This is a genomic window from Shewanella marisflavi (genome assembly GCF_002215585.1).
GTDB classification, from domain to species: Bacteria; Pseudomonadota; Gammaproteobacteria; order Enterobacterales; family Shewanellaceae; genus Shewanella; species Shewanella marisflavi.
Map to the genome: position 1 here is coordinate 2956696 of NZ_CP022272.1, position 13231 is coordinate 2969926.

The window sequence follows — 13231 nt, forward strand, 5'->3', positions numbered from 1 at the left end:
TTATCCGAGTGATGAGCTTAATCTCTTATCGAGACGCTCTCCCCGGTTGCTATTTAGAGGCTCGATATAGATAGCATCAAAGGTAATCGCCGCTGTTCAGCGACAAACTCCATCCAAGCTGTCCCGCAGGTAGGGAGAAATGAACCAAGGTAAACAAGAGATCATGCCAGGGATATAACGGTCTGAAGCATAAACGGCAGAGCAAAGCCGTGATTTAAAAAGAAGGGTAAGTGATAAGGTCAGCACAAAGGTCCTCACCTCAATAGCCAATAGCCAAAAAGCAAAAAGAAAAACTGGTAACGGTAAACGCAATCAACCTGAGACGGTTTAATAAGATTAGACGCTTGAGTCACCAATCTGACTTAACTCAACTAAAACACCTTAATTTCCCTTTCCACCTAATCAAAATCACTGAGGCACAGTAAAAAATAAGGTGAATAAAGATAAAGTGAATAGATGTAAGCCTTGAGCAAACTCAAGGTTTACAACAGAAGGCGAAGGTTAGGACTTATATTTCGGCTGCGAGACAGAGTGATAGTTTGACTTTGTTTATTACGCTTCATCTGCCAAAGGTTAAGCGTTGGCAGCCTGCTCTAGCACCCTGTCCATGCTAGGGCGATAGGTCACCACACAATTTCGACCATTTCGCTTAGCCTGATACATAGCCAGATCCACTCGTTTCATCAGGGGATCCAAACTGAGATCAGCTTCGAGACTGCTACAGACACCGAAACTGGCCGTGATACTTAAATCATTATAATGAGGGCGAGTTTGAATAGCCTCTATTGCATTGCAGCACTGCTTGGCGATCTTTAAGGCCTCCTGCTCCCCCACATAAGGTAAGAAAATGGCAAACTCTTCGCCCCCCATTCGAACAAAAAGATCTTTGCTCTTCAAGTGGGGAGACACAGCTTCAACGACACGTCTTAGCGCCCAATCTCCAGCGCTATGACCGTAGTTATCATTGATGCTCTTAAAATGGTCTAGATCGAACATAATCACACTAAACACACTTCGGTGGGCTAGCACATCAATAAACAGATTCTCAGCAAAATCTTGCCCTGTGCCACGATTTAACACCCCGGTTAACGGATCAAGCTGAGAGATACGCTTATATTTTCGCCTTTGCACAAACATAGTGGCGCCAAAGATGATAAGCCCCACGGAACAGCCCAAGGCGATCGTTAAGGCCATACTTTCATTGTATCTTTCGAGTTCGACCACCTTTTGTTGTGCGGTGTAGAGTGCCCGATCCTGATTTAGCATCTTAATTTCACGAGTCTTCTCGGCATTTTCAAATTTAGCCATCTGGTAAGCATAAGCTTTGGCCTTAGTCTCATCTATGCTCGCCTCGCTCAGCTTCATATATTGATCGAGATATTGATAGGCTTGCTGATAGCTCCCCTCCATTGCCAATGCATCGGCCATGACCTTTATGGCGCGTTTTCTCTCTTCAAGTACGCTAGGCTCATCTGGCTCGTCAATCACTCGCTGGGCATATTGTTTGGCGCTATCAATCTCTTTTTGACTTAAATATGTTTCCGCCAATAAGGCGCTAACATCGATGATCTCTAGCTTAAATTTAAATTTTTCATATTCAGAGAGTGCAGACAACAACAGAGTCTGTGCCTGTTTAAGCTCGCCGAGTCTAAGGTGTGAAGTGCCTTTGCCTTTATCTGCCATGGCAACAATTAATGGAATATTATGCTCTTCACAAAAAATATGAGTGTCAGTAAACTGCTGTTTTGCAAGTTCATAATTTAAAAGTTTTAATTCGGCCGCTGCCAACAGTAATTGGGCATAACACTGCTCTTTGGGCGATGTTCCCCGGCTAAGTCCAAAAGCCATTAACCCATAGCGTTTGGATTCATCATAGACTTCAAGATCCAGATACAGATTGGCCAATCTTAAATAGGAGGTCATCTTGATGGTGACATCATCTATCTGTTCTATCCTATCCAGATTTTTTGCCATGGCATCCAACGCACCTTGATACTCTTTCATGGCGATCAGTGAGGTGGCTTGGTAAAGGTAGATAGAATTGAGGGTCTCAGGGGATTGGCTAAGTTGTTCGGCCTGTTTAAGCAACTCAAATGCACGCTGATAGTTGCCGTTATAAACTTCTTTATTACTTTCTAGGGTCAGAACCCTAGCTCGCTGCTCTCTAGTCAAGTGCTGACTATTTTCATTAAGGTAGGCAATGACCTCAGACGATTTGGTTGGTTCGGCAATCAGCGAGGCTTTTAGCTCATCAATAACCGCATCATAATCTACATCGTCCGCCACTGCTTGATAGCTGGCAAACAGAGCGAAAAGAGAAACCAATATGAGTCTGAGGTAATACATGGCCGTTAACTACAGCTTAGTTGCTGTCATCTGGATTAGTGACAATCAAGTAAGCTTGCGTGTCACTGCTGTCACCTGATAGCGAATCTATCTGCTCTTTATCACCAGACATAACAGCTGCAATCTCTTCATCCGACAATCCATAGTTCTGCATCACCCCTTCAGGATCGGCCTTATAAGCCTCTAATAGCGCGGCATCCGATCCTAATTTTTGAAAAAAATCACTTAGCTTCGACATATCATTCTCCATTGTTATGTAATAACACTAGTTGCTAGAAAAATGTTTGACCACTTGCAGCTAATCAAACTTAATTTGCTCTTTAACCCAGTAAGTCTTCAGAAATTCCCAGTTTTGCCAAAATCTTATGATTCACTTTTAACGACTGCGACGGCGGAATCAGCAGTGTTGTTATCGACGTCAACTTCGCATGAGGCAGATCTTTGAGTAATAGCCTATCGATTCTCGGCGACTGCACCGGCAAATTCGGCGCCTCGTAGAGAATGACCTCATGCTCTAAGGGATACCACTCATTAAGCTGCTCGACTAACACCTGCAAGCAATCGGCGTTAGTATGAAACTTGGTTAAGGTGTGCTCACCGGCAATGCTAATCTGCCATAGTAATAAGTGGGTGGAGGGATCTGGTGTGTGACAATAAAACATGAACTGACTGGCTTCGAAACTTTGATGGCCCGATTGACCAGGATCTATTCCAACATCGGCCCATAAACAGGCTTCTGCCGAGATCCCAGGCTCCATTTTAGCATCAAAGCCCTCTTGCCGAGCCCGTTTAATAGCAAGATGTGAAACACAGGCAAATACACCAGGATGGCCATACAAGGCGCACACCACTCGCTTTCCCGCTCGCACCTGAGTGAGTATTGCCTCAACCATCTGCTGATAGGTATCTCGCCGACTCTTAACCTCATCGCCTTGAGCATAGTAACCATGCAATGAACGGACGTCGCTATTCAGGGTTGTTAACCACTGCAGCGCGAAGGCATCGGGTACCAAGGAAAACACGACATCGGCTAGTTCGATATAACTCTTACTAAGCACAGTTATCTGACCGCCTAGGTTTAATCCAGTGCCGACACAAACTAAACTACCTTTTTTACAGGCTTGATCCATTTATGTATTTCCAACTTGTGCCATACGCTGTGACAACCACCCATTGATATCAGACTTACTGTACCTTTTTTAACCACGGCGTCGACTGGCTATACCGTAGAGGGGTAAACCAAATTAACTTACCACAATTCGGGATAAAACAAACACTAACAGTTAATATCCCAATCAATTTTCAACACTAAATTGATCTTCTCGCCCTTTTCTGCATGTCAATTTATCCGCTAGACAAGAAACTTAATGCCAAACCATCGGTCTGACCTATTCACACAAGCTGCCTTAGTCAATTAGCAAGGCTAACACCAGGCTGACACCGACAGCGCAAGGAGACGTATAAAAAGTCGATAGCGCTTGTCAGCATAGGGAATGCTTGGGTATCATGGCCGACAGATTTTTAGGGAAGTAGCGCATTTCAATGACCATAAAAAAACATAGTATGACTCTATTAGGCGCTGCGGCGCTGTCTCTTTCATTAAGCGGATGTGGCGCTTTTGACTGGCTGGTTTACAAACCTGACGTGCCGCAAGGCAACTATATGGAAACCCAGCAAGTAGAAAAGCTCAGAATCCAGATGACCAAAGAGCAGGTCGAATATATCTTGGGGCGTCCGGTTCTTAGAGACAGCTTCTCAGATGATACCTGGTACTATGTCTACCACTACAAAAATGGACGTGATGCCAGCATTACCCACAAAGAACTCGTGCTGCACTTCACTGGCGACAAATTGACTCAAGTCGATGGCGACTATGAACTGGCCGCCGACTTTAATACGCCGCTTGATCAAAGTGAACTACCTGAACTTAGCGCCCCCAAAGGTGACCTAGTGCCGCTTAACCCTGAGCAGCGTCCAGATACCAAGCCGCTCGTAGAAGAGAAAAAGACGCAGGAACTCAACGAAGTCAAAGAGTTTGAATAACATTGCTTGAAGCGTTACGCATACATTAAAAAAGGGTCTAAAGCTTAGCTTTAGACCCTTTTTTAATGATAACTCACTCGGCTAGCTCACCTTAGCCCCTGTGGTTTTATTGGCTCGCCCCTCATTTTTAGCCTTTTCAGCACGTTGACGGCGTACATCCTTAGGATCGGCAATCAAGGGACGATAAATCTCTACCCGCTGACCAGGGTGCAACACCTCATCATGCTTAACTGCGCGGCTAAATATTCCCAATTTGACCTTCTCCAGATCTATCTCAGGGAAAAAACGACACATACCGCTCTGTCTAACTGCCTCGATACAACTGGTGCCAGGCTCCACCATCACATTGATACGCTTTTGCTGCGAGGGCAAAGCGTAAATAACCTCAACGGCAAACTTATCTTGATCGCTCATCTTACTTCCTAGGAATCTTAAAAATCGCTATTGGCTGTAAACCACTTTGGCACGACTGGTAAACGCAGTAACCATAGATGACATCAATTCTTTAAAAACCTTACCAAATGCCATATCTGCAATCGGGCTGGAAAATTCAAAGCTAAGCTCAAAGTCCACCTTACAGGCATCTTCGGTTAATTCAGTAAACTCCCACCGGCCATGTAGGTGTTTAAAAGGCCCATTTTCAAGCTCCAACTCAATTCGCTTACCAGGGATCACTTGATTGCGCGTAGTAAATGTCTTACTAATCCCCGCCTTAGACACATCGACCGAAGCCAACATGGTTTTGCCATCAAACTCGAGCACCTTACCACCGACACAGCCAGGCAAAAACTCCTTGTAGGATTCAACATCATTGACTAACTCGTACATCTGCATAGCACTAAAGCGGACTAACACACTGCGGGAAATCTTGGGCATATGACTGTTTAACCTGAAACCTTGGCCTTTACACCATAAAGCAAAAAAATGATTTTAACATGCTAGCCATGGCGGGTCACCTCAACCATTAAGCTTGCCTCGAACAAAAAAACGCCATCTCGACCACTTAAAGTGGGCAAATTAAACAAATAATCGCGGTAGCCAATTCCAAATTGATCAAGCGCGCGTATAATAGCCCTCCTATGGCAAAGAAAAACGCAAAAAAATCAAAGAACCCACCGGCAACGATTGCTCGTAATAAACGTGCAAACTTCGACTATAAATTTGAAGAAAAGTTTGAAGCCGGCTTGTCCCTGATGGGATGGGAAGTGAAATCGATCCGAGTCGGTAAGGTCAACCTGTCTGAAAGCTATGTGTTTCTCAGAGACGGTGAAGCCTACCTATTTGGCTGCACTATCACACCTCTAAACACCGCTTCGACCCATGTGGTGTGCGACCCTATGCGCGATCGCAAGCTACTGCTTAACCGCAGAGAGCTGGATAAGTTGCAAGGTCTGGTAGACCGTCAAGGCTACTCAATTGTGCCGATCTCTATGTACTGGCGCAAAGGCGCTTGGGTTAAAATTGAGATAGGTTTGGGTAAAGGTAAGAAAGAACACGATAAGCGCGACGATACCAAAGAGCGCGAGTGGAAGATTGAAAAATCTCGTACCATGAAAAAAGCCGTTCAACAGTAATTAGCGTAAGCTTACTGTTTAAACAGGTAAAATGGTCGGATAACGAACAATCAATTGTAACAACATGATTTATCCTTGGTGTTAGAGGATTTAGCAGGTTACAATCAACATTGTACTGGGGGCGATTCTGGATTCGACAAGATTCACGAAACCCTAGGAGCATGCCGAGGGGCGGTTGGCCTCGTAAAAAGCCGCACAGTTATAGTTGCAAACGACGATAACTACGCTCTAGCAGCTTAGGCTAGCTAGCCATCTTGCTCACGTTTCTCAAATGGGCAGAGTATTAAGATGGTCACCTTTACATTTGATAGCGAGGGAACCACGTTCAGGGGTGAACCGCGAAACAGTACTGAACTCGCCAATTGCAATCCTGTCTTTCGGAGTGTACTTGGTTAACCAAAAGAGAGACTAAGCATGTAGCGCCGAGGATGTAGGCTTTTTGGACGCGGGTTCGAGCCCCGCCGCCTCCACCAACACAAAGGTTAGCAATAACCTTCAAAGGCCGCTAAACCCTTACCAGACGGGTTTAGCGGCTTTTTTGTATCTGTCGATGTCACATTACCCACTAAAGCCAAATAAAGTACTTAAATTCAGATATTAAGACACAAAAAAGCCCCGACATATGTTGTCGGGGCTTTCATCAACGATTCTGACTTTAACTAGCCTCTAATTTAGAGCACTAGACACAGTCACTTAACTTAGCACTTCACCAGCGACTGTTCGACGCTTTGCATCTGGCTAGCGAGTTGGCCGTAATCATCCATCATGAAGTTGATGTGTCCTAGCTTGCGGTTGGGCTTGGCGGCCTTGTTGTACCAGTGCAGGCTAGCGTTGGCACTCAGGGCGTCCATAGGCGGTGCAGCAACCCCTAACAGGTTCAGCATGCCCGTCTTACCTATGGCCGAAGTGGCCCCTAGGGCGAGTCCGGCGACGGCACGAATGTGGTTCTCAAACTGGCAAGTCTGAGCGCCGAGCTGGGTCCAGTGACCGCTGTTGTGCACCCTTGGCGCCAACTCGTTGACCAGCAGCTTATCACCCACCACAAACAGCTCCATGGCAAGTACACCTACATACTGCTGTGCTTCCAGCAGCTTGGTCATATAAGTTTGCGCTTGCTGCACCATCTCGGCACTTAACCCTCTAGCCGGTGCCATTGAGCGCACCAGAATACCGTTCTGATGTTGGTTCTCGGTTAGGGGGTAACAGCTCACCTCACCACTTGCACTACGCACACCGATAATAGACACTTCGGCGTCAAAGGGGATCCATTGCTCAGCCAAATAATGACCTGCTTTCAGCTCAGGCAATACCTTGGCAAGCTCCTCATCGCTACGCACTACCCACTGATTTTTGCCGTCATAGCCTTCATCGAGCGACTTGATCACCATGGGGTAACCTAATGTCTTGGCACTCTCTTCAAGGCTGACGTCATAGGTAAAAGGCGCGCAAGGAATATCAAGCTGGGCTAACAGCTGCTTTTCATGAATACGGCTCTTGCACTTGGCAATACTGTCAACATTGGGCCTAATAGTGCAATGTGCTTCGAGTGCACGCACTAAATCCAGATCCACTTGCTCCTTCTCGACCGTAATAACGTCCGGTTGTCCCAAGGCCTTATAGAGTTCGCTTACACTCTGTCCTAGCTGCCAGGGAACCACAGGGCCCAGGCCTTCGACACAACTGAGATCCGTATCAGGGCCACCATCGGCCACAAAGCTAAATTTAAGGCCTAAGGGAATGCCCGCCAGCGCCATCATACGCGCCAGCTGACCACAACCTATGATGCCAATGCGCATTATTCTACCTCCAGCGACACACCTGAGGTTTGGCTAGCGCGCCAGTCACATAGACGCTTGGTCAGTTCTGCATCGCCCAGCGCCAAAATTTGCGCTGCCATTAGGCCGGCGTTAAAGGCGCCTGAATCACCAATTGCCTGAGTGGCTACCGCGACTCCTTTTGGCATCTGCACGATAGACAGCAGGCTATCCATTCCTTTTAGGGCCTTACTCATTACGGGTACAGCGATCACCGGGAGATGTGTCATGGCCGCCGTCATGCCCGGCAGATGCGCCGCGCCGCCAGCACCAGCGATAATCACCTCAATCCCCTCGTCTGCTGCGCCATGGCTAAAGCTCACCAGACGCTCAGGCGTGCGATGGGCCGAAACCACCTGTTTACTGTAAGCGATACCTAGGGCATCCAGGACTGTGGTGGCATTTTTCATGGTCGGCCAATCGCTCTGTGAACCCATGATGATTGCTACTCTTGCTTTGCTCATACGTGCCTCTTAATTTGATAACCAATTTGTGAACAGCGCATAGGTAGGAATGCCCACCAATACGTTGAACGGAAATGTAATTGCTAATGAATAGGTGATCGACAGACTCTGGTTGGCTTCGGGAATAGCGACCCGCATGGCCGCCGGCACCGCGATATAAGACGCGCTAGCCCCCAGTACAGCCAGTAAAGTTGCGCCGCCGTTCGACAGCCCCATCTGTAAACCTAAAATACAGCCCAATAAACCGCCTAGCAGCGGCATAAATACGCCGAACGCCAGCATAAAGTTGCCCATATGCTTGAGATCTTTAAGCCTGCTGGCCGCGAGCATGCCCATCTCAAGTAAAAAGAGTGCCAATATGCCATGAAACAGATTGAAGAAGAGCGGCGTGATCCCTTCAATACGCTCAGCCCACAAGTAGCCAATGATTAGGGCTCCGACGAGCAACACTAAGCTTTGATTGCAAAACACTTCATGAATCAGCTCGCGCCACTTAACATTAGTACCCGAACGTCTAGCAAGGGCGATACCTACTGCAATGGCAGGGACCTCCAGCAACACCACAAATAGCGGGAAATAGGCTTCATAACTGATGTTTTGCGTCTCTAGAAAGGCCACGGCCACCGCATAGGTGCCTATACTGACAGAGCCGTAGTGAGCGGCGATAGAGGCCGCATCTTCAAGCTTAAGCTGGCCGATAAAACGCAGAATGGGAAAGGCGATCAGAGGAAGAACCAAACCAAGCCCAATCACCAAAAGTGACTGAGGCAAAAGGGCTATCGAGCCGTATTTAGACAACGCCACGCCACCTTTAAGACCGATGGCCAACATAAGAAATAGGGTCAGACTCTGATACAGCGCCTTTGGAAACTGGATGTCAGATCTCAATAACGTTGCCAAGGCGCCGAGGATAAAAAAGGCTATCGTGATATCGAGCTGCATCTTATGCGCCCTTGACTTGCAGGCTAGGCGCAGGTTTTACGGCACGACGCTTAGATGACATCTTGATGGCAATTGACACTAGACTCAGTGAAATCAAACTGATGCCAACAATAAGCAGTCCCATACCGTTGTGACCTTCATTCATGGTGGCAAAGGCGAGTGCCGCAACCATTAAGCCAACAAAGATACTGAAAAGTGATTGTTTCTCTGCCAAAACAAATTGAAATAGGTGTTTCATAAGATCCCCCGTTTACGACTGATACCGCAACGTTTTCGGTGTTCTTTCAATAGCGACGATCTTGCCAAAAATAATTTATATATAAAAATAGATATTTTTATGTTTTTATATAGATAAAAATCTATACATGGAGTGACGACTATGTCTCTTAGGCTACAGGCACACTTAGGCACCCTCAGACAGATGGAGATCTTATTGGCTGTCTATGACTGTGGCAGTGTCAGTGGCGCGGCCGAAACGCTACACCTCACTCAGCCCACCATCTCTATGCAGCTAAAAAAACTGGCTGAAGTGATAGGTTTTCCGCTGTATAACATTGTCGGGCGTAAGGTGATATTTACCGAAGCGGGATTGGAGGTCGTTAAGGCAGCGACCGAAATCCTCGACAGTTTTGCGCGGCTAGAAATGTCCCTGTCTGATATGGGAGAGTTAAAGTCGGGCACCCTGCGTCTGGCCGTGGTGACCACCTCAAAGTACTTTATTCCCCATCTGCTGGGCCCCTTTTGCGAGCGTTACCCCAATGTCGCCGTTCAGCTAAATGTGGGTAACCGACAACAGATCATCGAGCGACTCAAACAAGGGATTGATGACTTTTATGTGTTTAGTCACCCGCCAGGAGAGCTCAATACCGAGAGCATAGAGTTCTTCAACAATCCCCTGGTGGCCATAGCCCCCGAGAATCATCCCTTCGTCAGTCAGGAAGGCGTCTCTCTGGCAGAGCTCTGCGAGGCACCCTTCTTGATGCGTGAGAATGGCTCGGGCACTCGCTTGGCCATCGAGCGTTTTATGGCTAAACAGGGCGTTAAACTCAACGTCAAGATGACCATAGAGAGCAACGAGGCGATCAAGCACTCTGTAATGTCAGGGCTAGGCGTCAGCATACTCTCGGCCCATACCCTCGCCTTTGGTGGAAATACCGGATTGGCTCAGCTAAATGTTAAGGAGCTGCCGATCAACTCCAACTGGTATTTTCTCTGGCTAAAATCTAAACGCCCCTCGGCGATCGCCCAGGCCTTTTTGACCCATGTGGAAAGCGAGGGACGCGAAATGTTGCTGACCGAGCTCGCCAAGCACAAGCTATAAAAAAGCCCCAGAGAATGGGGCCTTTTATTGTGTCCTGGTGAAGATCTAGCTTATCTATGCGCCATTTTGCAGACATTTATACAAGCTAGGTCATTAGGGGGCGCCACTATAACTGACCCCCATAGGCAATGGCTGACAAATTCAGGCTTACGGATTATCTAAACTAGACCTAGCGAAACCCATTGTTACCAAGGTGCTTGAGGTGACTGTGGCCAGCCAACACCAGTAAACCTGCGAATATACCTAGATTCTTAATGAAATTTTGCATCTCATGTGCCGCTTCAAGCCCTTCGAAATGCCAAAAATCATGCAGTGTAACGTTAATCAGTAACACCATCATAGCTAACAGCGAAGCAATCACTGACGTATAACGGTTTAATATTAAACAAATTCCCGCAACAATCTGGCTAACGCCGGCACTGGCAAGCAGCAGCGGAATTAGCACCATCTGATGTCGCTCCATTAAGGCTACATGCATATCCCAACTGACAAACTTCATGAGCCCAGGGACAAGAAAATAGAGCGCAAGCATGATACGCCCAACTATGATACCCGCAGAAGCGAATCGTTCATCCATCGAATGACTATTCATAATTTGCACTTACAAAGACTCACCATTAACCATTAGTCCTACGTCAATGCTGTTGCTTACGGCGTTAGAGTAAGGACAAATCTGATGAGCCGTTTTAACCAAGTCAGAAGCTTGCTCCTGCGGCAAATCCAGCTCGACACTTAGGGCCACAGTCAAGGCAAAACCGCCTTCGGCGCGAGGCCCTATACCAACCTTAGCGGTGACTGGCGCCTGAGACAATTTGACTTTTGCTTCTTTGGCAACATGCAAAATGGCATTTGAGAAACAAGCGCTGTAGCCCGCCGCAAATAACTGTTCCGGGTTGCTCGCCTCGCCAGTTCCGCCCATCTCTTTAGGGTAGCTAAGAGCAATAGATAGCTTGCCATCATCGGTTGCTACCTGGCCATTACGCCCTGCACTGGCTGTTGCTTGGGTTTCATATAAGGTTTTCATGTTAACTCCTAAGATCACTTCAAAAGATAAATTTAAATTGCGCACAATTCATTTAACCCAAGTTATACCCCCAAATTAAATTGCGTGCAATTTAAATTTTAATTCCTGCGACAAAGCGCTCACACAACACCAAATTGAAAGACCCAGTCGATGCCCTGAATGAGATCAATATGAAAACCTAAAAACCGTACTGTGAGAGAAAACGATAAAAGGCGCTAATGACCACTAGCCTCACCTTCATAATCCACCGCAAACCATCCCATACCTCTAAAAGTTAGCTGACTTCAAACTGAACCTCTCCCCACCCCAAGAGATAAAGACCAATACTCTACCCAATTGGTGTTATACAAAATAAAGCACCAATAAATGCTTGCTATTCAAACCTTAATAAGATTAAACTCCGAAATTGTAACAACTGAGTAACATTTGTTAACACCAATAAAAATAACCTCAATCAAAAGGAAAAATTGATGAGCAAACTATTCAAATTATCAACACTCGCCATCGCTACCACCTTACTAAGTCAATCGGCCCTTGCCGATGGGATCGCCGCTAAACTGCAAATGAGCCAAGACAGCTTTAGTAGCGATCAAGACGTCATGGTGACCCTGACGTTAACCAACGAAGAGAATGTACCGGTAAAACTACTTAAGTGGTTTACCGCGGCAGAGGGTGTTGAAGAGTCGCTCTTTAAAGTCACAGCAGATGGTCAAGCTCGCCCTTATTTAGGCGCTCATTACAAGCGCCCAGCACCAAGCCATAAGGACTACATCAAGCTAAAAGCGGGTGAGAGTATCTCTTACCAAGTAGAACTGTCTTCACTATATGACATGTCGGCAACCGCCAACTATGAGATCAGCTATGATGTCAGCTCTATGCAACTGTTTTCTCCTAACCCGGGTCAGGCGAAAAAACTAGCTCGTCTCGGTATCGAAGGGATACAGTCTGAATCAGCCAGTTTCTATTTGGAAGGTCGTGAGTTTAAGGGCGGTGCCAATAAAGGTAAACCCGGCACTGGTGATGGCGGTGGTACGACACCAGACGGCATCTCTTTCACTGGACGCTGCAGCAACTCACAACAAAGCGATATTCTGGCGGGTCTAGCCGCGGCGAAAAACATGTCAGCCGATGCGAACCAGCACCTAGCCACTGCCAGCAGCAATTCACAGCGTTACAGCACCTGGTTTGGCGCATACAGCTCATCTCGCTGGAACACGGTGAGCAACAATTTCAGCAAAATTGATAACGCGTTAAACAACGAGCCCCTCACCTTCGACTGCAGCTGTAAGAAGCAATACTTTGCTTATGTTTACCCAACGCAGCCATATAAGATCTACATGTGTAATGCCTTCTGGTCTGCCCCGACAACAGGTACCGACTCTAAGGGCGGTACTATTATCCATGAAACCAGCCATTTTAATGTCGTGGCTGGTACCGACGATATTGTCTATGGCCAAAGTGGTGCAAAATCATTGGCGATCAGCGATCCAGCTAAAGCAATACAAAATGCTGACAGCCATGAATATTTTGCTGAAAACACACCTAACTTGAACTAATCTAGTTGTACTCTTTCTTGTCATTATGGGCGGAAGTTTCCGCCCTTTTTTGTTCTCACCTGTTCCTATAAATGCCTATTCGATAAATGCTTATGTCAAATCCCTTAGGATACTTATCAGTTAGCCTCTTGATGCTTTGGATGGTCA

General features: G+C 46.7%; 15 protein-coding genes and 1 other RNA gene. 5 read left to right on the forward strand and 11 right to left on the reverse strand.

Annotation, left to right across the window (positions count from 1 at the left end; genetic code table 11):
- Nucleotides 1-573: 573 nt before the first annotated feature.
- The 3 genes from CFF01_RS13095 to CFF01_RS13105 form a co-directional block, all read right to left on the reverse strand.
- Nucleotides 574-2346 carry a GGDEF domain-containing protein gene (locus tag CFF01_RS13095; protein WP_088905091.1) on the reverse strand — a complete coding sequence of 591 codons (1773 nt, stop codon included), beginning with the start codon at nt 2344-2346 and terminating at the stop codon, nt 574-576.
- Nucleotides 2347-2362: 16 nt separating this feature from the next.
- The gene (locus CFF01_RS13100; protein WP_088905092.1) at nt 2363-2584 is read right to left on the reverse strand and encodes a hypothetical protein; all 222 of its coding nucleotides are present in this window, start codon (nt 2582-2584) and stop codon (nt 2363-2365) included.
- 82 nt (nt 2585-2666) lie between these two features.
- Complete coding sequence (locus tag CFF01_RS13105) at nt 2667-3476, reverse strand: SAM-dependent methyltransferase (protein ID WP_088905093.1); 810 nt, start codon at nt 3474-3476, stop codon at nt 2667-2669.
- Nucleotides 3477-3888: 412 nt separating this feature from the next.
- Between CFF01_RS13105 and CFF01_RS13110 the strand changes: the two genes are divergently transcribed.
- Nucleotides 3889-4389: an outer membrane protein assembly factor BamE gene (locus tag CFF01_RS13110; RefSeq protein ID WP_033538528.1), complete on the forward strand. Its 501-nt coding sequence runs from the start codon at nt 3889-3891 to the stop codon at nt 4387-4389.
- 81 nt (nt 4390-4470) lie between these two features.
- Here CFF01_RS13110 and CFF01_RS13115 read toward each other — a convergent pair whose 3' ends face one another.
- Nucleotides 4471-4803 (reverse strand): RnfH family protein, encoded by a 333-nt coding sequence (locus CFF01_RS13115; RefSeq protein WP_088905094.1) that lies wholly within the window; start codon nt 4801-4803, stop codon nt 4471-4473.
- A gap of 27 nt (nt 4804-4830) precedes the next feature.
- Nucleotides 4831-5265 carry a type II toxin-antitoxin system RatA family toxin gene (locus tag CFF01_RS13120; protein ID WP_088905095.1) on the reverse strand — a complete coding sequence of 145 codons (435 nt, stop codon included), beginning with the start codon at nt 5263-5265 and terminating at the stop codon, nt 4831-4833.
- 203 nt (nt 5266-5468) lie between these two features.
- Here CFF01_RS13120 and smpB point away from each other — a divergent pair, with 203 nt between their 5' ends.
- Together smpB and ssrA are read left to right on the forward strand one after the other, a co-directional pair.
- Nucleotides 5469-5963, forward strand: a complete 495-nt coding sequence (smpB, locus tag CFF01_RS13125) for an SsrA-binding protein SmpB (RefSeq protein WP_033538531.1) — start codon at nt 5469-5471, stop codon at nt 5961-5963.
- A 117-nt stretch (nt 5964-6080) separates the two neighbouring features.
- Nucleotides 6081-6436: a transfer-messenger RNA gene (ssrA, locus tag CFF01_RS13130) on the forward strand.
- Between the two features lie 225 nt (nt 6437-6661).
- On the opposite strand, the gene CFF01_RS13135 is transcribed toward ssrA, so the two are convergent.
- From CFF01_RS13135 to CFF01_RS13150, 4 genes are read right to left on the reverse strand one after another with little or no spacing between them, the layout of a single operon-like run.
- Nucleotides 6662-7759 carry a 5-(carboxyamino)imidazole ribonucleotide synthase gene (locus tag CFF01_RS13135; protein ID WP_088905096.1) on the reverse strand — a complete coding sequence of 366 codons (1098 nt, stop codon included), beginning with the start codon at nt 7757-7759 and terminating at the stop codon, nt 6662-6664.
- A complete protein-coding gene (purE, locus tag CFF01_RS13140) occupies nt 7759-8241 on the reverse strand; it encodes a 5-(carboxyamino)imidazole ribonucleotide mutase (protein ID WP_088905097.1) in 483 nt (160 codons plus the stop codon). The genes CFF01_RS13135 and purE overlap by 1 nt, the downstream gene beginning before the upstream one ends.
- Before the next feature lie 9 nt (nt 8242-8250).
- Nucleotides 8251-9183 carry a sodium-dependent bicarbonate transport family permease gene (locus CFF01_RS13145; protein ID WP_033538546.1) on the reverse strand — a complete coding sequence of 311 codons (933 nt, stop codon included), beginning with the start codon at nt 9181-9183 and terminating at the stop codon, nt 8251-8253.
- Between the two features lies 1 nt (nt 9184).
- Nucleotides 9185-9421: a hypothetical protein gene (locus CFF01_RS13150; RefSeq protein ID WP_088905098.1), complete on the reverse strand. Its 237-nt coding sequence runs from the start codon at nt 9419-9421 to the stop codon at nt 9185-9187.
- 141 nt (nt 9422-9562) lie between these two features.
- On the opposite strand from CFF01_RS13150, the gene CFF01_RS13155 reads away from it, so the two are divergent.
- Nucleotides 9563-10504, forward strand: a complete 942-nt coding sequence (locus CFF01_RS13155; RefSeq protein WP_088905099.1) for a LysR family transcriptional regulator — start codon at nt 9563-9565, stop codon at nt 10502-10504.
- A 169-nt stretch (nt 10505-10673) separates the two neighbouring features.
- Here CFF01_RS13155 and CFF01_RS13160 read toward each other — a convergent pair whose 3' ends face one another.
- Nucleotides 10674-11096 (reverse strand): DoxX family protein, encoded by a 423-nt coding sequence (locus CFF01_RS13160; protein WP_232479440.1) that lies wholly within the window; start codon nt 11094-11096, stop codon nt 10674-10676.
- 9 nt (nt 11097-11105) lie between these two features.
- On the reverse strand, nt 11106-11528 hold the full coding sequence (locus CFF01_RS13165) for an organic hydroperoxide resistance protein (protein ID WP_088905100.1): 423 nt from the start codon (nt 11526-11528) through the stop codon (nt 11106-11108).
- 470 nt (nt 11529-11998) lie between these two features.
- Here CFF01_RS13165 and CFF01_RS13170 point away from each other — a divergent pair, with 470 nt between their 5' ends.
- A complete protein-coding gene (locus CFF01_RS13170; RefSeq protein ID WP_088905101.1) occupies nt 11999-13084 on the forward strand; it encodes a M35 family metallo-endopeptidase in 1086 nt (361 codons plus the stop codon).
- The last annotated feature ends 147 nt before the right edge of the window (nt 13085-13231 follow it).